18 protein-coding genes are annotated in these 21,671 nt (G+C 74.4%); 8 read left to right on the top strand and 10 right to left on the bottom strand.

What is annotated here, in order from left to right:
* Both AB0K00_RS56370 and AB0K00_RS56375 read right to left on the bottom strand, forming a co-directional pair.
* On the bottom strand, positions 1-2,530 hold a 2,530-nt coding region (locus AB0K00_RS56370), incomplete at its 3' end, for an FtsX-like permease family protein (RefSeq protein WP_363539719.1).
* Positions 2,531-2,748: 218 nt separating this feature from the next.
* Entirely contained in the window at positions 2,749-3,252 is a 504-nt protein-coding gene (locus tag AB0K00_RS56375; protein ID WP_363539721.1) for a MarR family transcriptional regulator, read from the bottom strand.
* Positions 3,253-3,307: 55 nt separating this feature from the next.
* On the opposite strand from AB0K00_RS56375, the gene AB0K00_RS56380 reads away from it, so the two are divergent.
* Positions 3,308-4,243, top strand: a complete 936-nt coding sequence (locus AB0K00_RS56380) for an EamA family transporter (RefSeq protein WP_363539723.1) — start codon at positions 3,308-3,310, stop codon at positions 4,241-4,243.
* A 35-nt stretch (positions 4,244-4,278) separates the two neighbouring features.
* Positions 4,279-4,560 carry a hypothetical protein gene (locus tag AB0K00_RS56385; RefSeq protein ID WP_363539725.1) on the top strand — a complete coding sequence of 94 codons (282 nt, stop codon included), beginning with the start codon at positions 4,279-4,281 and terminating at the stop codon, positions 4,558-4,560.
* A gap of 10 nt (positions 4,561-4,570) precedes the next feature.
* Here AB0K00_RS56385 and AB0K00_RS56390 read toward each other — a convergent pair whose 3' ends face one another.
* A complete protein-coding gene (locus tag AB0K00_RS56390; protein ID WP_363539727.1) occupies positions 4,571-5,908 on the bottom strand; it encodes an RDD family protein in 1,338 nt (445 codons plus the stop codon).
* A 345-nt stretch (positions 5,909-6,253) separates the two neighbouring features.
* Here AB0K00_RS56390 and AB0K00_RS56395 point away from each other — a divergent pair, with 345 nt between their 5' ends.
* On the top strand, positions 6,254-8,458 hold the full coding sequence (locus AB0K00_RS56395; RefSeq protein ID WP_363539729.1) for an SNF2-related protein: 2,205 nt from the start codon (positions 6,254-6,256) through the stop codon (positions 8,456-8,458).
* Positions 8,459-8,508: 50 nt separating this feature from the next.
* Here AB0K00_RS56395 and AB0K00_RS56400 read toward each other — a convergent pair whose 3' ends face one another.
* The 3 genes from AB0K00_RS56400 to AB0K00_RS56410 are packed head-to-tail and all read right to left on the bottom strand — an operon-like array spanning position 8,509 to position 11,397.
* Positions 8,509-9,069 (bottom strand): helix-turn-helix domain-containing protein, encoded by a 561-nt coding sequence (locus AB0K00_RS56400; RefSeq protein ID WP_363539731.1) that lies wholly within the window; start codon positions 9,067-9,069, stop codon positions 8,509-8,511.
* Positions 9,069-10,265 carry an SAM-dependent methyltransferase gene (locus tag AB0K00_RS56405; protein ID WP_363539733.1) on the bottom strand — a complete coding sequence of 399 codons (1,197 nt, stop codon included), beginning with the start codon at positions 10,263-10,265 and terminating at the stop codon, positions 9,069-9,071. The genes AB0K00_RS56400 and AB0K00_RS56405 overlap by 1 nt, the downstream gene beginning before the upstream one ends.
* A 4-nt stretch (positions 10,266-10,269) precedes the next feature.
* Positions 10,270-11,397, bottom strand: a complete 1,128-nt coding sequence (locus AB0K00_RS56410) for an ROK family transcriptional regulator (protein ID WP_363539735.1) — start codon at positions 11,395-11,397, stop codon at positions 10,270-10,272.
* 41 nt (positions 11,398-11,438) lie between these two features.
* Here AB0K00_RS56410 and AB0K00_RS56415 point away from each other — a divergent pair, with 41 nt between their 5' ends.
* The 5 genes from AB0K00_RS56415 to AB0K00_RS56435 all read left to right on the top strand — a co-directional run bounded on the left by AB0K00_RS56415 (position 11,439) and on the right by AB0K00_RS56435 (position 18,336).
* Entirely contained in the window at positions 11,439-12,674 is a 1,236-nt protein-coding gene (locus AB0K00_RS56415; protein WP_363539737.1) for an MFS transporter, read from the top strand.
* Positions 12,675-12,750: 76 nt separating this feature from the next.
* Complete coding sequence (locus tag AB0K00_RS56420; protein ID WP_363539739.1) at positions 12,751-13,344, top strand: hypothetical protein; 594 nt, start codon at positions 12,751-12,753, stop codon at positions 13,342-13,344.
* Between the two features lie 33 nt (positions 13,345-13,377).
* Positions 13,378-13,836: a nuclear transport factor 2 family protein gene (locus AB0K00_RS56425; RefSeq protein WP_363539741.1), complete on the top strand. Its 459-nt coding sequence runs from the start codon at positions 13,378-13,380 to the stop codon at positions 13,834-13,836.
* A gap of 71 nt (positions 13,837-13,907) precedes the next feature.
* The gene (locus tag AB0K00_RS56430) at positions 13,908-15,140 is read left to right on the top strand and encodes a hypothetical protein (protein ID WP_363539743.1); all 1,233 of its coding nucleotides are present in this window, start codon (positions 13,908-13,910) and stop codon (positions 15,138-15,140) included.
* A gap of 46 nt (positions 15,141-15,186) precedes the next feature.
* Complete coding sequence (locus AB0K00_RS56435) at positions 15,187-18,336, top strand: BTAD domain-containing putative transcriptional regulator (protein ID WP_363539745.1); 3,150 nt, start codon at positions 15,187-15,189, stop codon at positions 18,334-18,336.
* Here AB0K00_RS56435 and AB0K00_RS56440 read toward each other — a convergent pair.
* The 4 genes from AB0K00_RS56440 to AB0K00_RS56455 all read right to left on the bottom strand — a co-directional run.
* A complete protein-coding gene (locus AB0K00_RS56440; protein ID WP_363539747.1) occupies positions 18,314-19,132 on the bottom strand; it encodes a DUF4097 family beta strand repeat-containing protein in 819 nt (272 codons plus the stop codon). The two genes, AB0K00_RS56435 and AB0K00_RS56440, sit on opposite strands and share 23 nt — an antisense overlap.
* Positions 19,133-19,173: 41 nt before the next feature.
* Positions 19,174-19,923 carry an ABC transporter permease gene (locus tag AB0K00_RS56445; RefSeq protein ID WP_363539749.1) on the bottom strand — a complete coding sequence of 250 codons (750 nt, stop codon included), beginning with the start codon at positions 19,921-19,923 and terminating at the stop codon, positions 19,174-19,176.
* On the bottom strand, positions 19,920-20,858 hold the full coding sequence (locus AB0K00_RS56450; protein WP_363539751.1) for an ATP-binding cassette domain-containing protein: 939 nt from the start codon (positions 20,856-20,858) through the stop codon (positions 19,920-19,922). The genes AB0K00_RS56445 and AB0K00_RS56450 overlap by 4 nt, the downstream gene beginning before the upstream one ends.
* Positions 20,859-20,938: 80 nt before the next feature.
* A partial coding sequence (locus AB0K00_RS56455; RefSeq protein ID WP_363539754.1) for a fibronectin type III domain-containing protein occupies positions 20,939-21,671 on the bottom strand: 733 nt, incomplete at its 5' end.

Here is a 21,671-nt window from a genome sequence, read left to right on the forward strand (position 1 = left end):
TGGCGACGGCGGGCCCCTGGCCGGCGAGCCGGTCGGCGCGGGCGGTGGCGGTGTCGTCGCCGAGGATGACGAGCCCGGCGGCGGTGAGGGCGTTGACGACGGACGCCGGGGCGCCGGGCGCCAGCCACACCTCGGTCCGCCCGGCACCGCCGCCGGTGCCGAGCCGCTGGGCGGCGTCGAGGTCGAGCAGGATGCCGGCGGCGCCGACGGCGGGCAGCACGCCGACGGTGCCGGCGACCCGGACGGGGACGGCGCCGCTGTCGAACACGTCGATCGACGGGTCGCCGAGCCGCCACGCGTCGGGTGCCTCGCCGGCGACGACGACGGGCAGTGGCAGGCCCGCCGTCATCGGGAAGGCGCTGCTGTCCCCCCGGTACGGTGGCGGCGCCTGCGCGAGGGTGAGGGTGCCCTGCCGGGCGACCACGGACATCGCCGGTCCTTTCGCCGAGCCGCGCCACAGTCTCGGGTCGCCGAGCGCGGCGCTGTCGAACACGGCCCGGTCCGCCTGCCGCAGTGCTTCGACGGTGAGCGCGTCGCCGGCGGCCGCCTGCAGCAGGTCGAGCCGGGTGACGCGGCAGCCGTCGGCGCAGCCGTCGACGGCCGTGGTGACCTCGTGGTCGCCGGTGGGGACCGGCCCGAGCGTGACGGTCTGCAGTGACCCGGTCGCCGTGTCCTGGAGGTGTACGGCCAGCGACATCGGCCGATCGCCGGCGTTGCGGGCCCGCAGGACGAGCGCCCCGGCGGTGACGGCGGCCGGCGGGCTGTCCCCGGCGGGCGGCGCGGCGAGGAGCGACGGCAGCGGCCCGTACTCGGGTCGCCACCGGGCGACGGCGGCGAGCCTGGCCGCGTCCACGGCCACGATGCGGTCCTCGACGACGGCGGCCATCGCGTACCGGCCGTCGGGGTCGGCCTGGCGGACCGCGCGCAGCAGCGCCGTCGGGTTGGCGACCTGCACGCTGAGCACCCGGTCCGCGCCGAGCTCCTGGCCGCTGCGGTCGGCGCGGGCGGTGTCGCCGGCGGCCTGGGCGGCGGTGGCGGCGGTGAGTCCGGCGACGGCGACGGCGACGAGGGCGAAGACCCGGTCGGCGCCGGGCCGCCGGGACACCTGCACCGCGGTGAGCCCGAGCCGCAGCCGGCCGGCGCGCAGTGCGCCCGCGCCGACGCGGTCGGCGGCGGCGCCGAGCAGCCGGGCGAGGGGGACGGCGAGGACGACCGCGACGAGGACGGGCACGGCCGCGGCGAACCCGTTGCGGCCGAGCTGGAACGCGCCGACGGCGGCGAGGACCACGAGCACCGCGTCGAGCGCGCCGCGCCGCCAGCCGTGCCGGCGGCCCGGCACCTCGCGCAGCAGCAGCGCGACCGGCGCCCGCAGCACCGGCAGTTCGGCGCTCAGCACGGCGCCGAGCCCGCCGAGCAGGGCCGCGCCGGTCGCGATGAGGCTGGCGCGCAGCACCGCGCCGGTGTCCGCGGACGGTGGCGCCCCGGCGAGGACGTGGGCGAGGAGCCGGCCGAGCGCGTACCCGGCGGGCACGGCGGCGAGCAGCGGCACGAGGTGCTGCCCGGCGGCCAGGCGCAGCACCCGCCGCCGGGTGCTGCCGCGCAGCTTCAGCAGGGCGACGTCGCCGCGCCGGTCGCCCGCGGTGTGCCGGCCGGCGAGCCCGAGCGCGAACCAGCACAGGATGACCGCCTGCAGGGCGCCGGTGAGTACGCCGCGGCGGATCGCGGCCCGGTCGGCGGCGATGCGGTCCAGGAGGTCCTGGGTCGGCGCGATGAGGTAGTACCCGGCGGTGCGCAGCGTGTACTCGGCCCGGCGTAGCTGGTCGGCGAAGTCGGCGGACGCGGCGCCGGCGAGGGCCTGCGGCGGCACCATCGTGGTGTAGTCGAACGTCGGGTCGACGAACCGGTTGCTGGCGAACGCGTCCACGGCGAGGAAGAACGGGTCGATGTTGCCGGACACGTCCCGGCGGAAGAGCGGGTTCGCCCAGTAGACGCCGGCGGGGTCGGCGAGCTCGTACCGGCCGACGACGCGGACCTGTTCCTGCGGGGCGCCCGGCTGCGAGCTGAACACCACGGTGTCGCCGATGTCCAGGCCGAGCGCCTCGGCGGTGGCACCGCTGACGATCGTCTCGCCGGCCGCCTGCGGGCAGCTGCCCTCGATCCGCAGGTGTTCGCAGGCGCCGTCGCGGTAGGCGACGGTGACGCTGCCCTCGCCGCCCTTGCCGTAGGCCATGGACACGCTCACGCCGAGGACCGGCGCGTTGTCGCGGACGGTCAGGAGGCGCTCGACGGCGGCGCGGAACGTGGCGAGCGCGACCCGCGCGTCGCCGTCCGTGTCGGTCTGGCGCCGCACGGAGAGCATGCGTTGCGTGGCGGGCGCGACGGCGACGTCGGCGGCGACGGCCCGGCGTTCGGCGGCGGCCGCATACCAGGGTCCGGCGCTCGCGGCCGTGACGAGCAGGACGGCGAGAGCGAACACCGTCCATGCCTGCGCGGTGCGCGCCCGCAGCGCACCCAGCACCAAACGGAGCACGGCACCTCCTCGATCACGGTCGTAGGCAATGTACGCGCTACGAGGTGACCGCCGGGGGTGCCGACGACGGCGGGCCCTGGCTTCGTGTGCCGGGACCCGCCGTCGGTGTCGCCGCTCGCTTCCGCAGTCGATAGGGCAGTACGGGAGCTGAGGGCTCCCCTCTGTCGTTGCCGCACGGATCGACGTCCAAACATCACCTTCGCCGTCGATCCGTGGCGTCAGCCTTCCGAGACGGTCAGCTCGGCCGCGGCCAGCAGCTCGCGCAGGAGCGTGGCGAGCTGGCGGCGGCGCGGCTCCGGCAGCCGGTCGAGGACCTCCCGCTGCGCGTCCAGGCCGACCGTGACGGCCTCGTCGATGAGCGCCAGACCGGCGGCGGTCAGCGTGATGACGAGGCCGCGGCGGTCCGCCGGGTCGGGCGAGCGGGCGACCAGCCCGGCCCGTTCGAGGCGGTCGAGCCGGCCGGTCATGCCGCCGGAGGTGAGCATCAGCGACGCGGTCAGCGCCTTCGGCGACAGCTGGAACGGCTCGCCCGCGCGGCGCAGGGTCGCCAGCACGTCGAACTCGCCGCGGTTGATGCCGAGTGCCCCGTAGACCCGCTCCTGCCGGTCGCCGACGACGCGCGCCAGCCGGTAGATGCGGCCGAACACCGCCATCGCGTCGGTCTCCAGGTCCGGTCGTTCGCGCGCCCACTGCTGGACGATCCGGTCGACGTCGTCTGCCACGTACCCATCCTCGCATATCTTGCTTCTAAGTAGCTTAGTGCTAAGCTACTTAGTCATGAGGAACCTAGCCGTGTCGACCGCCGTTGCGCCCGCACTGTGGGGCACCACCTATCTCGTCACCACCGAGCTGCTGCCCGACGGCCGTCCCCTGCTCGCCGGGACGCTGCGGGCGCTGCCGGCCGGACTGCTGCTGGTCGCGGTCGTCGCCGCTCTCGCCGGCCGCCGCGCGCTGCCCGCAGGCACCTGGTGGTGGCGCGCCGCGGTGCTCGGCTTCCTCAACATCGGCCTATTCTTCGCGCTGCTGTTCGTCGCCGCCTACCGGCTGCCGGGCGGCATCGCGGCGGTGCTCGGCGCCCTCGGCCCGTTCGTCGTGGCGGCGCTGGCGTTCGCGCTGCTCGGCCAGCGCCCCGGGCTGCGCGTGCTGCTGGCCGGCGCCGCCGGGCTGGCCGGCGTCGCCCTGCTGGTGCTGCGCTCGGACGCGGCACTGGACCCGCTCGGCCTGGCCGCCGCGGCCGCCGGGATGGTGTCGATGTCGTTCGGCACCGTGCTGGGCCGCCGCTGGGGCACCCCACCCGGCCTGCCGGACCGGCGCACGGCACTGCTGGCGCTGACCGGCTGGCAGCTGACGGTCGGCGGGCTGCTGCTCGCCCCGGTGATGCTCCTCGTGGAGGGCCTGCCGCCGGCCCTGACCTGGACGAACCTCGGCGGCTTCGGCTACCTGTCCCTGGTCGGCACCGCTGGCGCCTACTTCCTGTGGTTCCGGGGCGTGACATCCCTCGCCCCCGCCCGGGTCACGCTGCTCGCCCTGCTGAGCCCGGTGGTCGCGGCGCTGCTCGGCTGGGTGGTGCTGGACCAGTCGCTCTCCCCCGGCCAGCTGCTGGGCGCCACCGCGGTGCTCGCCGCCGTCGTCGCCGGCACCCGTGCCCCCTCCGCGCCGGTGCCGCCCGCCGCCACCCCGCGCCGCGCTCCCGCGCTCTCCCCGGCCCGCTGAAGCGCGGCGAGCTCCCGGCCGGCAGCATGTACGGCGTGCGCAGCGTGGTTGCGGAACTCGTGGTCGAACGCCCGCAGGTGCGCCTCGACGGCTTCTTCCTCGGCGACCACCGGATCATGCTCAAGACCTACGAGCACGGTTTCGTGCTGTGCGACGCCGCCCTGCGCCCGCAGGCCCGCGTCGCGCTGCCCCACCCGGCGCTCGGCGACGACGCCGAGCTCGTCACCGTGGCCGCGCTGGACCAGGACCTGTTCGCCGGCGAGCTGTGGACCGCCGACGAGACGTCGACCACCACGGTGTGGCGGCTCCCCCGGTAAGCGCCGGCGGTTACGGCAGGGGGTGCCGCCAGGGTTCGGGCTGCGGCGGGAGGTACTCCGACGCCGGGGTCAGGTCCGCTGACGTGGCGGGCAGCGCCGGTTGCGGGCCGGCCGGCGGTTCCGCCGGTGGCTGGTCCGGCTGGCCCGCGCGGGCGGCCTGGCGTTCCTGCCACAGCTGCTGGGTGCGGTCGCCGACGGTGCGGGCCAGCCCGGCCGTGCGGCCGCCGAGCCGCCGGGCCCGCTGCGCCCCGGCCGCGCCCAACGCCTGCGACTGCTGGCCGACCTTCGAGTTCAGCGCCTGCTGGACCGGCGCCGCCTGGAACACCTTCCCGGCGCCGTGCCTCGCGGCGTGACCCGCGACCGCGGCGGCATCCGCGGCCGCCGTCGCGGTGACCCGGGCCGCGGCCACCGCGGCGTCCGTCGTGCGCCGGGCCGCCGCCGGCAGGTGCTCGGCGCTGCGGCGGCGCGCGGCGGCCGCGGCCTGACCGGCCACCTGCGCGGCCACGACCGCCGCGTCCGCGCTCATCCGGGCCGCCACCGCGGCCGCGTCGCTGGTCCGCCGGCCCGTCTCGACGGCGAGCACGGTCCCGCGCTGGCCGGCGACGACCGCGGCGCCGGACGTCCGCCGGGCCAGCTCCGCAGTCCGCGCCGCGACCTGGGCGTACAGGGCCCGCCGCAGCACGACCGTGCCCGACACCCGGTCGACGAGCGTGCGGTGCCGGGCCCCGAACACGGGCAGCAGGTTCACCCACCACACGGCGACCGCCACCGTCAGCACGAGCGCGCCGGCGGTGAGCTCGCCGTACACCACGACGGCCAGGCCGACCCCGACCGGTCCGGTCTCCACGAGGGTCGCGGCCGCCGCCCGCTTCACCGCAAACCGTGCCGACGCCTCCGGCCGGGCCGGCACCACCTGGGTGTCGGCGATCATCTTGCCGATGGTCCGGCCCCGCCAGGCCAGCAGCGACAGGTGGTACAGGAACTGCAGCAGCGGCACCGCCAGCAGCGCCAGCAGCAGCGGCCGGACGAGACCCACCCACGACTCGGCGACGACCGCGCCGATCCCGCCGTCGATCTTCCCGCCACTGGTGATGAGCCCGATCAGGCGGGGCACGCCGACCTCGGCGGCCACCTCACCCGCGTACGCGGGGAGTCCATGCACGATGGCCTGCACCGCGAACCCGATCAGGAACAGCCCCGGGACCATCACGATCAGGTAGTCGATGAACCATCCCAGCGCCCGCCGCCCCACCCCGGCCCGCTGCGGCTCCCGCGGCGCGACCGGATCGACGGGCCCGGCCGGGCCGGCTGCAAGCACCGGCAGCGGCGGGCCGACCCAGAGCGCCATCGACGGCATCGTCTGCTGCGGATCTCGCGGATCGGGCTGCATCGCGTGGCCTTCCCGTCGGGGACCGCCTCACCGTATGGCCACGACCCGCGGCCCAGCTCCCGTCGAACGTGTCCGACCGTCGGCCGTGCGGGCAGACTTCGAGCGCGATCATTCGCCCGGCACGGACCGGTGGCGGCGGCGCGGCGCCGTCCCGGCAGCGCGGACCGTCACACCGGCGACCCCGGCCGGGTGAGGATGCCCGCGCGCCGGCGCATCGATGCCCGGCGAGCGCCGCAGCCGGTCTGTCGGTACGTTGAAGGGCATGTCTCTGCGGTATCCCACGGTGCACCAACCGCCGGCACGATGACGGCCCCGACCCGCCGGGAGACGCGTGCGCTGCTGGCCCGGGCAGCCGAGGTGCAGACCGCCGCCGAAACGATCGTCGAGATCCTCGGGTCGGCTCGTGCGGAGGTCGTCGAGGCGTACCAGATCGCAAGCGAACCCCAGGTGTGGGCCGCGCTCGGCAAGATGTCGATCGAGACGGTCAAGGACACCGTGGACGGCCGGGCCAGGCTGGACGAGCTGCCGGCGCACGGCATCACCTCGGTCGCGGACGTGCTGCGCGCCGGACCGGACCGGCTGACCGACGTGCCCGGCATCGGCGAGGGCACGGCACGCAAGACCATCCACGCCGCCGAGCAGCTCAAACGGGCGGCGCGGGACTCGCTGCAGTTCCGGATCGAGTTCGACCCGAAGCACCCCGACATGACCCGGCTGCTGCACGCCCTGGCCAGGTGGGGCGCGGTGGCGCACGCGGCCGGGACGCACGAGGCCGACGCCGGGCGGTTCGCCGAGGAGCTCGCCGCCGCGCGCCCGGTCGCCGAGCCGGCCGGGGCCGGGCCGCTGCGCCGGCTGTTCATGCGCCGCGCGGACAAGGCCGTCGCCGACGACGCGGCGCGGCGGGTGCGCGCGACGGTGGACGCCGCCGACGCGAGCGGCCTGCCGCCGGCCGCCCAGGAGGCAAGCGAGGTCCGCAGGCCCACCGACCGGCACGTCTGGCGCGACTTCGAGCAGCGCTCGGCCGACTACTACGGCCTGCTCAGCCAGGTCGTCGGCCTCGGCGGCGACGTCGCGGCGAGCGAGGGCTTCCTGCCCGCCGACATCGTCGAGCGGGTCGGCGCGCAGCAGCTGGACACGTCCCGGCTCAGCGACACCCTCCGGCTGCGCGGCTACCAGTCCTTCGGTGCCCGGTTCGCACTGGTACAGCGGCGCGTCGTGCTCGGCGACGAAATGGGGCTCGGCAAGACGGTGCAGGCGATCGCCGCGATGGCGCACCTGGCCGCCCGTGGCGCCACCCACTTCCTCGTCGTCTGCCCGGCCAGTGTGCTGATCAACTGGGGTCGCGAGATCGTCCGGCACTCCACGATCCCGGTCATCACCCTGCACGGCAACGCCCGCGAACGCGCCGCGGCCCGGTGGCGGGAGGAGGGCGGCGTCGGCGTGATCACGTTCGGCTCGCTCGGCTCGCTCCGGCTCCCCCCGTCGAAGCCCGCGCTGCTGGTCGTCGACGAGGCACACTACGTGAAGAACCCCGACGCGAAGCGGTCGCAGGCGGTCAACCGGATCGCGGCCGAGTCCGACCGGGTGCTGTTCCTCAGCGGCACGCCGATGGAGAACCGCATCGACGAGTTCCGGGCCCTGATCGAGCACCTGCGGCCGGAGATCGCCGCCGACATGGGCCCCGAGCACGCGGCGATCAGCGTCGAGGCGTTCCGTCGCGCGGCGGCACCGGTCTACCTGCGCCGCAACCAGCCCGACGTGCTCACCGAGCTGCCAGAGCTGGAGCAGGTCGACGAGTGGGAGGAGTTCGGCGCCGAGGACGGGGCCGCCTACCGGGCCGCGGTCCGCGACGGCAACTTCATGGCCATGCGCCGCGCCGCGTTCGCCGTGCGCCGGCAGGACGACTCGGCGAAGCTGACCCGCCTGCTCGAACTGGCCCAGGAGGCCCTCGCGGCCAAGCGCAAGGTCGTGGTCTTCTCCTACTTCCGCGACGTGCTGGCCGTGGTGAGCGCCGCGCTCGGCGACGACGCCCGCGGCCCGATCACCGGCTCGACGCCCGTCGCCCACCGCCAGCGCATCGTGGACGAGTTCACCGCCTCGCGGAAACCGGCCGTGCTGGTGTGCCAGATCGAAGCGGCCGGGGTCGGCGTGAACATCCAGGCGGCCTCCGTGGTGATCCTCTGCGAGCCCCAGGTCAAGCCGTCGATCGAGGCCCAGGCGATCGCCCGGGCACACCGCATGGGCCAGGTCCGCACCGTCCAGGTGCACCGCCTGCTGATCGCGGACTCGGTCGACGAGCGCATGATCGAGATCCTCGGCTCGAAGGCGAAGCTCTTCGACGCCTACGTCCGGCACAGCACCATCGCCCAGGCCGCCCCGGGCGCCGTGGACATCTCCGAGGTGCAGCTGGCCCGGATGATCGTGGCCGAGGAGCAGCAGCGCCTGGCCGGCACACCGGAACCACCCCGCCGCCTGGCCACCACCCCATCCACCCAGCCCACCCACTGACACCTGACACCCCCGCGCCGCTGGGCGGCGCGGCGATCGGGGGCGGCCCGTCAGTCGAGTGCGGCGCGGAGCAAGTGCTCGGCGGCGGTGGCGAGCCGTTCGTGGTCGAGGGTGTCGTCCAGGACGGTCTGCAGCAGCAGGCCCTGGTACACGGCGATGAAGATCCTGATCACGGCGTCCACGTCGACCCCGGGCGGCAACTCGGTGTCCTTGAGGAGGTCGGCGGCGTGCCGGGCGGGGCGATCGACGCCGGAGCGGACCAGGTCGCGGATCGGCTCGGAGCGCACCGTCTCGGCCCAGACCTGCAGCGCGAGCCGCAGGTCGTCGCGGCCGGCCGGGTCGCCGAGGCCGCGTAGCAGGTCCGCGTACGCCACGACCGGGTCCTCGCGCAGGCGGCGTTCGCGCTGCTCGTGCCGCTCGGCGACGATGGCGGCGATCATGTCGTCCTTGCCGGTGAAGTACCGGTAGACGAGGCCGGCGCTGACGCCCGACTCGCGCACGATGTCCTGCACCGACGTGCGGTGGAAGCCTTCGCGGGCGAAGCACGCCGCGGCCGCGTCGAGGATCTGCCGGCGCCGCGCGGCGAGGTGTGCGTCGTCGACCTTCGGCATCAGCGGACCTCGGTGGGGTCGGTGGTCCCGCCGGGCACCACGGCGCGGGCGACGCGGTAGAACTCGGCGGTCGGCTCGGCGCGGCGGGACGCCGGCAGGAGTTGTTGTGCCGCGGCCCGGGTCGACAGGTCCTCGGTCAGGGCGAGCCCGCGCTCGCGCAGATAGCCGGGCACCTCGGCCGGGTCGAGGCCGAACGTCCACGGCTCGCCCTCGCGCCGCACCGCGTCGTGCCATTCCGCGGCGCCGGCGAAGGTGGCCGTGCCGTCCAGGACGCCCCGGTCGACGTAGGTGAAGATGACGGTGCTGCCCGGCGGGCACAGCGCCACCAGGCCGCGCAGCGTCGCGTCGACGGAGGCGTCGTCCAGGTAGTTGGTGACGCCCTCCCAGATCACGACCGTGCGCAGCGCAGGGTCGAAGCCGGCGGCGCGCAGCACCGCGCCGAGGTCGTCGACGGTGAGGTCGGCGGGTGCGAACACCACGCCCGGCCGGGCGTCGCGGCCGAGGCGCCGCCGCTTGGTCGCCTGCGTCGCCGGATGATCCACCTCGAAATACGCGACGCCGCCACCGAAGTGCGCCGCGCCGGTCGGGGTCACCGCGCCGGTCGAAGGCGCCACGCCGCCACCGGAAGGCACCACGCCGACCGGAGCCGCCGCACCTGTCGAGGGCGCCGCACCACCGCCGGAAGGCACCACGCCGGCCGGGGTCGCCGCGCCGGTCGAAGGCACCGCGCCGCCACCGGAAGGCACCACGCCGACCGGAGCCGCCGCACCGGCCGGAGCCGCCGCGCCGGCCGAGAACGCTGCGCCGCCACCGGAAGGCACCACGCCGCAATCGGAAGGCGACGCGCCAGCGTTGGAAGGCGTCGCGACGGCGCGGTGGGCGCGGCTGTCGAAGCCGGCGCCGAGCAGCACCACCTGGCGGGCGCCGCCGGCCAGGGACGACGCGAGCCACTCGTCGATCAGCCGGGTCCGCACGACCGCGGAGGCGCGCGGCCCGCCGGACCAGCGCCGGTCGATGTATCGCACCAGCGCGTCGTGCACGCCCGGCAGCCGGCTCAGGGCGACGACGGCGCGGTGCCGGCGGGGCAGCAGCCGGCGGGCGGGCGGGTCGCGGAACAGCCCGCCGCCGGGACGGACCGTCTCCAGGGCGCGGAACAAGGCGACGTGCTCGGCGGTGCGGCTGCTGCGATCGATCACGCCCTCAGAATAATGAACGAACACCCATTTTTGAAGGGATGCCGTACGCGGCGTCGAGCACCTGCATCGCCGCCCCGGCCGCGATCACGTCCGCGCCCAGTTCGGCGAGGGTCACCGACACGTCCAGCCAGTGCGAACGGGGGATCGCGGCGCGGGTGGCTGACTCGTACACCTCGGGAGAACGCAACAAGTCGGCGCCGGCGAGCACCACATGGTTGACGTCGGTGGTCTGCAGCAGGTTGACGATGCCCGTGGCGAGCACCCGTGCGGCGGCGTCGACGCGACCGTCCGCCACCGCCGTGTCGTGCAGGATCTCCAGGCAGCCGGACCGGCCGCAGACGCACCGGGGGCCGTCCAGCTGCAGGACCGTGTGCCCGAACTCGCCGGCGTTGGTGTGCGCGCCCCGGTATGCGGCGCCGCCGAGCCACAGGCCCGCGCCGATGCCGGACTCGACCATGATGAGGGCGCCGTCGCGAAAGGTGGGTCCGCGCCGCCAGGCCTCCGCGGTCACGCCCGCCGTGACGTCCTTGTCCAGGTGTACGGGCACCGCCAGCGCCTCCTGCGCCAGCTCCCGCAGTGGCACGTCGTGCCAGTGCCGCAGCCGGTGGGCGTCGCGGACGATGCCGGCGGCGTGGTCGAGCGGCCCGACCATACCGATGCCGACACCGACCAGACCGACGCCAGAACCAGCACCAAAACCAGAACCAGGGCCAGAACCGACGCCCGGACCGGCCGCGTCCCGGACGCCGGCGCGGATCGCGTCCAGGAGCTGGCCGGGGGTGAAGTCGGGCGGCAGCGGGGTGACCCTCGAGGAGAGCACCGTGCCGGCGAGGTCGGTCAGGACGGTGCGCAGCGTCCGGCGGGCCACGTGGATCCCGACCGCGTGCCGGCTGCCCGGCACGAGGCGGTAGATGCTGGCCGGCTTGCCGACGCCCTGCCGGCGGACCCCGCAGATCTCGACCAGGCCGTGCTCGACAAGGCGACCGAGGACCTTCGACACCGCCTGCGGGGTCAGCCCGGTCGCCTCGGCGACGCCTGAGCGGTCGAACTCGGCCCTGCTCCGGGCGAGCGCGACGACGAGGGACTCGTTGTAGTCCCGCAGGTGCTCCAGGTGAGCGCCGGGCGTGTCCATCCCCACAGTCTATTACGCAACAGCGTTGCTAAACTGCCTGCATGGACCACCTCACCGCGTCCCGGCGCTGGACGGCGTTGCTCGCCCTTGCCCTGGGCGGCTTCGCCATCGGGCTCACCGAGTTCGTCGCGATGGGGCTCCTGCCGGACATCGCCCGCAACCTGCTGCCGTCGCTGTACGAGCGCTCCAGCGCCAAGGCCGTCGCCCACGGCGGCTGGATGATCACCGTCTACGCCCTCGGTGTGGTGGTCGGCGCCCCGACGATCGCCGCGCTGACCGCCCGCGTGCCCCGCAAGCAACTGGTCATCGGCCTGCTCGGGCTGTTCGTCGCCGGCACCGTCGCCTCCGCGCTCGCGCCGACGTTCGAGCTCGTCCTCGTCGCCCGGTTCGTCGCCGCGCTGCCCCACGGCGCCTACTTCGGCGCCGCCGGGCTCCTCGCCGCCGCGATCATGGGCCCCGGCAACCAGGCGAAGGGCTTCGCGGTCGTCCTCGGCGGGCTCACCGCGGCCAACCTCATCGGCGTTCCCGCCATCACCAGGCTCGGCCAGACCGCCGGCTGGCGCACCGCGTACATGGTGATCGCCATCATGTTCCTGCTGACGCTCCTCGCGGTCCTCGCCACCGTCCCGGCCGTCGCCGCGGCCGTCGACGGCTCGCCGCGCGCCGAGCTCGCCGCGTTCCGCGCGCCGCAGGTGTGGCTCGTCGCCGCGGTCGCGGCGCTGGGCTTCGCCGGGTTCTTCGCCATCGACAGCTACATCGCGCCCGTCACCACCCACGTCGCGGGCCTGTCCACCGGCGCCGTGCCCTGGGTCCTCGTCGCCGTGGGCCTCGGCATGACCGTCGGCAACGCCGCCGGCGGCTACTTCTCCGACCGCGACCTGCGCCGCAGCATCCTCGGCGGCTTCGCCGTGTTCATCGCGGCCATGGTCGTCTTCGCGCTGGTCGCCGGATCAGCCGTCGGCCTGTTCGCCGGCGCGTTCCTGCTCGGCGCCAGCGGCCTCTTCCTCGGCCCGGCCATGCAGTCCCGCCTGATCAGCGTCGCGCCGACCGCGCAGCTGATGGGCGCCGCGGTCAACCAGTCCGCGATGAACGTCGCCAACAGTCTCGGCGCCGCCCTCGGCGGTCTCGTCATCGCCCGCGGCTGGGGATACGTCGCGCCCGCCTGGGTCGGCGTCGCCCTCGGGGTCGTCGGGCTCGCGCTCGCCGCGATCAGCTTCCGCGTCGAGGACCGCACCACCCGCCGCGCCGCCCGCCGCGAACCCGCCCTTACCCTCTGACCGAACGCGACCCTCTAACCGAACGCGACCCCCTGACCGAACGCGTTCCAGCAGCCGCCGCACAGGAGGACGTCCGGTGTCCGAATCACTGTTCCTGACCGCGGCGGTCGTCGTGGCGAGGCCGCGCCTGCGGGCGTACCTGCGCGCACCCGTCACCCCCGCGTCAGGGTGGTCGCACCAGCAGTGGACCGGCCTCACCGAGACGCAGACGCAGACGCAGGCACTCCTGGATCGCGACGAGCTGCCAGCCGCGATCCAGGAGTGCGACCGCTGGATCGACGGCGACTACGCGACCGTGTTCCGCGACCTGGCCGACGACGACGAGCTGCTGTTCCGGTTCGACGAGGCCACCGGGTCCCTCGCCGTCGACTTCTCCACCCGGGTCGACTTCCGGCTGCCGTCGACGGTGTGGGCGTGCACGGTGCTCCGCGGGATCGCCGGCTTCCTGGCGGCCGGTGAGCACGGGCTGGTGACGGTGACCGCCGACTGGAGCGACGACGCCGTGCTGCTGCGCCTGGCCCCGGACCACTCGGCGTTCCTGGACCGCGACCGCGACGCCCGGGCCCGCACGCAGGCACGCGCCCAGGAGATCGACATCCGGGCCGCGGCGTGCGACGCCGATCAGCCCGGCACCGCGGCCGAGGTCGTCGACTGGCTGCTGGACGACTGAACGTGCCGGCGCTTCGCCGCGTGGTACTGAGGCATGACGGTGACAGACGGCAGGGACGAGGAGCTCTCGGCGCTCGTGCGGCGCACCGCGGCGGCGGCGTCGGCATTCATCCGCGGCGACATCCGCACCTACATCGAGCTTCTCCCGCACGCCGAGGACTACACGCTCATGCCGCCCTACGGTGGCGCGCGGCACGGCTTCGACCACTCCGACGCGTCCCTCGACGCGACGGCGCGCTGGTTCCAGGGCGGCGAGGCGGAGCTGGAGGTCGTGCGGGCGGACCGGTCCGATGACCTGGCGGTGATCGTGGCGATCGAGCGGCAGCACGGTGTCGTCGGCGGCCTGCCGGAGCAGGACTGGTCGCTGCGGGTCACGCTGGTCTTCCGCCGGCAGGGCGACGAATGGGCGCTGGTCCACCGGCACGCCGACCCGCTGGTGCACTCCATCGACCACGAGCAGCTCTCCAGGCTGACCCGCGGCTCGACGGAGTGACCGCTGCGCCGGGCCGACACGGTCCGCGGCACGGACAGCGCGCGGCGGGCGGTCGATGGCAGGATCGGGCGATGCGGGTGCTCTTCGACGGCGCGGCCCCGGTCGACTACGGCCAGATCTACGTGACCAGCCGTGAACTGCCCGACATGCAGGCGGCGTTCGCCGGGCAGGTCAACGGCATCTGCGGGGCCGGTGAGCCGGGCGCGCTGTTCCTGATGACGGGCACGCACTACGGGCGGGTCCGGTTCACGGTCGAGCTGCACGACGCCGAGCCGCCACCCGCCGCGCCGGAATGGCAGGACGTGGTGGAGGTGTCGCTCCTGCCGAGAGGCCCGGCCGTCGGCCTGGTCCCGTGGGGCAGCGGTCCGCTCGCCCAGCTGCCGCTGATCCCCGACGGGCACGACACCGGCCCGTTGCCGGTCTTCAGGGTGCGGTACTGCGCCGCCGGCATGGACGAGGGGCGGGACCGGTACGGCGGGCACGACCCTGCCGGGTTCGTCGACGGCGACCACAGCTACCTGGATCACCGGCCGGACCGCTACCTGCTGTGCTTCTGGCCGATGCGCCCCGCCGACACCGCCGACACCGCCGGCGCTCGCGCCGACGCGATCCAGCGGCAGACCAGCCGCAGCGCCGCCCATTGGCACGACTGGGCCGCCGGGCTGGCCGTACCGCCGGCGCTGTGGGAACAGGTCGAGGCCGAGCTCCGCGTCCGGCTGGCCCGCGAACGCCGCGACGAGGAGCACCGGCAGCGCGAGGAAACGCGACGATGGGGCGGGCGCGCGCCGTCGGAGCGGCTCCGGCGCGTCCGTGGCAACGTGCACGGCATCGCCCTGATGGACCGGGACCTGGTCGACGGGGTCGCGGAGGTCGACGCCGCCACGCAACGGCGGATCGCGGTCTGGGCGGCGCGGCAGGCGTTCACCGTCGCCGGCATCGCGGACCTCGCCTGGCTGGCGCCCGCGTGGGCGGCCCTGGACCGCGGCGAACCGCTCCCGGCCGAATTCACGGACCTGACGGCGCTGCTGACCCGGATCGGGGGCGAGCGGGCGGTCAGCTTCTCCATCACCGCCCTGCGCCCGGCGGGCCGGCGCGGGACCGGGCCGCTCGGCACCGGCCTCGGCGCCCGGGTCGACCCGGTGGCGATGGCGTTGCCGGCGCTGACGGCGGCCGCCGCACCGGATCCCTTGCAGGCCGCGCTGGAGGCGGTGTGGGCGGCGGCCACCGCCCACACCACGCGGCGCGCGGCGTTCCTCGCCGAGCTGCGACGGGTCTTCCCGCTCGTCGACCGCCAGGAGCCGTAACGCAGGCGTTGGTTGGCTGCTCATCGCCCGTGGCAGAATCTGCCGGGTGCAGATCGGGATGCTCGGATCGTTCGAGGTACGCACGGACGACGGAGCCCTCGCCGACGTGCCGGGCGCGCGGCTGCGCGGGCTGCTGATCGCCCTCGCGCTCGAGACCGGCCGGGTGGTCCCGAAGGCGACGCTCGTCGACTGGATCTGGGGTGAACAACCGCCGGCCGACGCCACGAATGCCCTGCACCGCCTGGTTTCCCGGCTGCGGAAGGTGCTGCCGGAAGGATCGATCGAGGGCCACACCGACGGCTACCGGTTGACCTTGGCACCCGACGCCGTCGACGCCGTCCGGTTCGAGCGGCTCATCACCGCGAGCCAGGTCCACGGCGACGACGACCCGCAGCGGGTGCGGCTGCTGCGCGATGCCCTCGCACTGTGGCGCGGTGCCGCCATGCAGGACGCCGCCATGCCGGACAGCGCCGCGTCCAACGCGGCGGTCACCCGGCTCGACGGGCTGCGCCTGAGGGCGCTGGAGGACCGGTTCGACGCGGAGGTCGGCGCCGGCCACGGCGCGGACCTCGTCACCGAGCTGACCGACCTGGTGACCGCGCACCCGATGCGGGAGCGGCTCGTCGCCGCGCTGATGCGTGCCCTCGCCGCCGCCGGCCGGGACACCGAGGCACTGCTGACCTACGAGCGCACGAAAGAGGCACTGGCCGACGCGCTGGGCGTCGACCCGTCACCGGAGCTGTCCGCGGTGCACGTCGCGCTGCTGCGGGGCGAGCTGAGCCGGCGGGAGGAGCGCCGCAAGACCAACCTGCGCGCGGAGCTGACCAGCTTCGTCGGCAAGGACGCCGACGTTGCCGTGGTCCGCGAGCTCGTCGCCGACCACCGGCTGACCACCCTGATCGGGCCCGGCGGCTCCGGCAAGACCCGGCTGGCCACGGAGACCGCGCGCACGCTGCTCGACGACCTGCCCGACGGGGTCTGGCTGGTGGAGCTCGCCGCCATCGGCGCCGACGGTGACGTGGCGCAGGCGACGCTGGCCGGGCTCGGCCTGCGGGACACGCTGCTCGGCGGATCCCCGAACGCGGAGCCGGCGGACCGGCTCATCGCCGCCGTCCGCGAGCGCGAGGCGCTGCTGATCCTGGACAACTGCGAGCACGTGATCGAGGCGGCGGCGGCACTCGCCCACCGGGTGCTCGGCGAGTGCCGGCGGCTGCGGATCCTGGCGACCAGCAGGGAACCGCTCGGCATCACCGGCGAGGCAATGTGGCTGGTCGAACCCCTGGCCCTGCCGGAGCAGGAGGCCCACGCCGGCGAGATCGAGTCCTCGCCGGCCGTCCAGCTGCTGCGGGACCGGGCGGGCGCGGTGCGCAAGGACCTCACGGTCGACGCGCACGCCCTGTCGACGATGCTGCGCGTCTGCCGGGCGCTGGACGGGATGCCCCTCGCGATCGAGCTGGCCGCGGCCCGGTTGCGCACCATGTCCCTCGACCAGCTCGCCCACCGCCTCGACGACCGGTTCCGCCTGCTGACCGGCGGCAGCCGCACCGCGCTGCCGCGGCACAAGACGCTGCGGGCCGTGGTCGACTGGAGCTGGGAGCTGCTCAGCGACGCCGAACGGATGGTCCTGCGGCGGCTCGCGGTGTTCTCCAACGGGGCGAGCCTGGAAGCGGCGGAATGGGTCTGCGCCGGCGACGCGGTCGAGCCGGACGAGGTGCTCGAGCTGCTGACCTCGCTGGCCGAGAAGTCGCTGCTGCGCACCGACGGCGACGGCGCACCGCGGTACCGGATGCTCGGCACGATCAAGGAGTACGCCGGGCACCGGCTCGCGGAAGCGGACGAGACGGAACTGGCGCGCCAGGCGCACCTCGCCTACTTCACCGACCTCGCCGAGACGGCCGAACCCCAGCTGCGCCGCGCCGAACAACTGCGGTGGCTCGCCACCCTCGGGGCCGAGCACGACAACATCGGCGCCGCGATGCGTGGTGCGCTCGCGGCCGGCGAGGCGCAGGCGGCGATGCGGCTCGCGGCGTCCGCCGGCTGGTACTGGTGGCTCGGCGGGCACAAGGCCGAAGGCATCGAGCTGATCACCGCGGCGACCTCGACGCCCGGCGAGGTGCTCGACGAGATCCGCGGCATGGTGTACGCGCTGGTCGTGCTGTTCGAGAGCTCCGGCCGGGGCGACGAACGCCAGGCGGAGGACTGGATCCACAAGGCGTACCAGCTCGGCGCGCCCGGCCGGCGCCGCTACCCGCTGGTGGAGCTGGTCGCGCCGCTGGAGCGCATGCTGAAGGCGCCGCAGGAGTTCCAGCCGGCGTGGGAACCGCTGCTGGACAGCGAGGATCCGTGGGTACGCGCGCTGGCCCGGTTCCACCTCGGCAAGATGCGGATCGCGTTCGGCCAGGGCGGGCTGGAGGCGGACAGGTACCTCGAGTCGTCGCTCGCCGAGTTCCGGGCGCTCGGTGAACGGTTCGGCATGTCGCTGGCACTGACCGAGCTGGCCGAACGCATCGCCGGCCGCGGCGAGCTCGCCGGCGCGTGCGAGCACTACGAGCAGGCGATCGTGGTCCTCACCGAGGTCGGCGCCGTCGAGGACGTCATCCGGACGCGGTCGCGGCAGGCTCAGCTGTTCTGGCTGCTCGGCGACGCGGAGCGCAGCGCGGCCGCCATCGCCGAGGCGCAACGGTACGCGGACCGGGTCACCTGGCCGGACGCGCTGTTCGAGCTGGCGCTCGCGAAGGCGGAGCTGGCGCGCTGGGCCGGCGACACCGCCGAGGCCCGCCGCCAGGTCGGCGTCGCGAGCACCGTCCTGGGCGACGACGCGGATCTGCCGTACATCCGCGCCGTCACGCAGGACCTGCTGGGCTACCTCGCCGACGACCTCGCCGAGGCCCGTGCGTACCGGGCGGCGGCCTGCGAGGCGGCGGCCGAGGCGGGCCATGCGGCCGGGGTCGCGCAGGTCCTCATCGGCGTCGCGGACCTGGCCCTGCGGTGCGAGCAGCCCGAGCAGGCCGCGCGGCTGCTCGCGGCGAGCACCGCCGTGCGCGGACTGCAGGACCGGTCCCACTGGGACGCGGCCCGCATCGAGCGGGCAGCGCGAAGCCGCCTCGGCGACGCGCGGTTCGCCGAGGCGGCTGCGGAGGGGACCCAGACGAGCTGGTCTCAACTGGCCGAGGTCACGCTGCACGCCGCACGATGATGTCGCCGTGCCGCGTGCGGGCGTGGACCTGGACGTCGGGGTTCGCCTGCGACGCGACGGAGTTGCGCACCGACCCGCGCTTGCTGTCGGCGTCCACCCGGGCGGCGCTGCCCTCGCCGATGCCGACCTCGATGTTCCCCGCGTGGTTCAGCAGCTCCGCGTGACCGCGGGTCAACCGGCCGATCCGGATGGCGCCGTCGCCCGTCCGGGCGGTGACGCTGCCGTCGGCGCGGTCGATGTCGAACCCGCCGCTGCCGCTGCTGAGCTCGAGGTCGGCCGCGGCGTGCCCGATCCAGAGCTGCCCACCCGAGGTCGAGAGCCCGACGGCGCCCGTGACCTCGTTGATCCGCGCCGCGACCACGCTGCCTTCGATGTCGGCGCGCCCGGCGATGTGGCCGACCGCGACCTCACCGGCCGCGATGTTCGCCTGCAACGCGTTGACGCGGTCGAGCTGGACCCGGCCCTTCGCCATGTGCAGCTCGCACTCGCCGAATGATCCGTCGGCCTGCACGGTCGAGTGCGCCAGGTACGCGACCAGGCTGGAGCCGGTGGGCAGGTCGATCGTGATGACGACCGAGCCGTCCTTGCCGCCCGAGGTGGTGGTCTTGACCGACAGCCGGCCGCCGGCGAAGTCGACCCTGGTCTTGTCGGCGACCTTGACGTCGGACCGGTTGGCCTTGTCGGCGGGCTCGACCAGCACGACGGTGTCGGTCCGGTCGCCGGCGGTGACCCGTACCAGGGCTCCGGCGACCTGCACGGTGGCGGCGATGGGTCCGGGGGTGGCGAACGTGGGCATGACAGCTCTCTTTCCTTGTCGCAGGCTCGGATCGGGGACCGTCAGGCCCGCTTCTTGAAGGTGGAGGACGCCCACAGGTAGCCGACCAGGGCGATGCCGGCGCACCAGGCGACGGCGGGGATGACGTCACCGGCCGACGGGGTGCCGTTGAGCAGCCCGCGCAGGGTCTCGATGATCGGCGTGAACGGCTGGTACTGGGCGAACTGCCGGACCCCCGGCCCCATCTTGTCCGCCGGCACGATCGCGCTGCTGAAGAACGGCAGCATGACCAGCGGCACCGCGGCCATGCCGGCCGTCTCCGGAGACTTCGCCGCCAGCCCCAGGGCAACGGTGAGCCAGGCGGCCGCGACCCCGAGCAGCACGACGACACCGGCCACGCCGAGCCAGTCCAGGAAGCTCGCCGACGGGCTGAACCCGAGCAGGAACGCGACGCCGACAAGGGCGGCGATGGCGATCAGGTTGGTCAGGACACTGGCGACGACGTGACCGGACAGCACCGCATTGCGGGAGACGTCCATGACCTTGAACCGGTTGATGATGCCCTTGGTCATGTCGGAGTTCACTGCTGTCGCGGTGGCCCCGAGCCCGTAGCAGACCGCGAGGAGCATCAGGCCGGGCGTCGCGTAGTCGATGTAGTCGACACCGACGCTGAACGCGTCGCCGAACACGTAGACGAACATCAACATCATCACGATCGGCATCAGTACCGCATTGAACACCGACGTCGGGTTGCGGGCGATGTGCTTGAAGTCGCGGCGCAGCATGACGATCGACTGGGACTTGGCGCTCATTTCGCAACCTCCGTGGAGTGGCCCGTCAGGGCAAGGAAGACGTCATCAAGGTCAGGGGTGTGCACGGAGAACTCCTCCGCGCTGAGCGAGTGCTCGTCGAGCCGGTCCAGCAGCGCCCGCAGCGACGTCGTCCCGCCGTCGCTGGGAACCCGCAGCGCGAGGGCGTCGTCGTCGCGCGTCGAACCGGGGAAGATCCGCGCGGCCGCGTCGAGCTCGTCGACGGTGCTGAACCGGAACCGGACGTGCGTCCCGGGGATCTGCCGCTTGAGGTCGTCGGGTGTGCCCTGGGCGACCAGGCGGCCCTGGTCGAGCACCGCGATCCGGGCGGCGAGCTGGTCGGCTTCCTCGAGGTACTGGGTGGTGAGGAAGATGGTCACGCCGTCGGCGACCAGGTCGCGGATGATCGACCACATCGTGCGCCGGCTGCGCGGGTCCAGTCCCGTCGTCGGCTCGTCCAGGAAGATGATGCGCGGCCCGCCGATGAGCGTCATCGCCAGGTCGAGCTTGCGGCGCATGCCGCCGGAGTAGGTCGACGCGGGCTTCTTCGCCGACTCGACCAGGTCGAAGCGCTCCAGCAGCTCGGCGACGACCCGCCGGCCGTCGCCGGACACCGACCGGTTCAGGTCCACCATCAGCTGCAGGTTCTCCTGCCCGGTGAGCAGCTCGTCCACCGCCGCGAACTGGCCGGTGACCCCGATCGCCGCCCGCACCGCCTTGGCCTCGGTGGCGACGTCGTGCCCGGCGACCCGCACCGTCCCGCCGTCGGCGCTCATCAGCGTGGTCAGCACGTTCACCGTGGTGGTCTTGCCCGCCCCGTTCGGGCCGAGCAGCGAGAACACCGTGCCGGCCGGCACCTCCAGGTCGATGCCGTCGAGCACGACCTTGTCCTTGAAGGCCTTCCGCAGGCCCGAAACTTCAATCGCTGAACTTGTCATGCGATGAAGATCGGCGCCCCGCCTGTCACGTGCCTGTCACGCCGCTGACACGGCGTCCGTACCGGTGACACCCGCCTTCGTCAGGTGCTGGGGGTCGTGGCGCAGGCCCAGTCCTGCTGCCCGGGCGGGGAGTACGCCGAGACGCCGGAGGTGTTGTACGCGCGGACCTTGAAGCACATGTAGGTGCCCGCGGTGAGGCCGTCCCAGGTGTACGACGTCGCGTTGGCGCCGGTGTTCTTCGACGTGGATCCGTTGATGACGGTGAAGCCGCTCTCGTTGCCGGACGTGTCCGTCCACTGCAGGCGGATGGCGGTGGCACTGACCGCCGTCGCGGTCAGGTCGGCCGGCGCCGCCGGTCCCGTCCCGGGCAGGCTGACGGCGCAGACCCAGTCCTGCTGCGCGGCCGGGAAGTACGCCGAGACGCCCGCGGCGTTGTGTGCGCGCACCTTGAAACACATCCGCGTGTCCGGTGCCAGGCCGTCCCAGTTGAGCGTGGTCGCGTTGGCGCCGGCGTTCTTCGACGTGGATCCGTTGATGACGGTGAAGCCGCTCTCGTTGCTGGACGTGTCCGTCCACTGCAGGCGGATGGTGGTGGCGCTGACCGGTGTCGCGGTCAGGTTGGCCGGCACCGACGGGACCACGGTGCTGTCGGCGCGGGCCGAGCCCGTGGCGCCGGCGCCCGCCGTCGGGCTTGCGGCGCGGGTGACCCCCGGGGCGCTCGTCACGCCGGGGACCGCGGTGAGGCCGGCCGCCGCGGCGGCCTGGTTCGTGGCGTCAGGGTTCGCGGCCGGACCTGAGGCCCGCGGGTCGCCG

Origin of the sequence: Dactylosporangium sp. NPDC049525 (assembly GCF_040676755.1) — a bacterium.
GTDB lineage: Bacteria > Actinomycetota > Actinomycetes > Mycobacteriales > Micromonosporaceae > Dactylosporangium.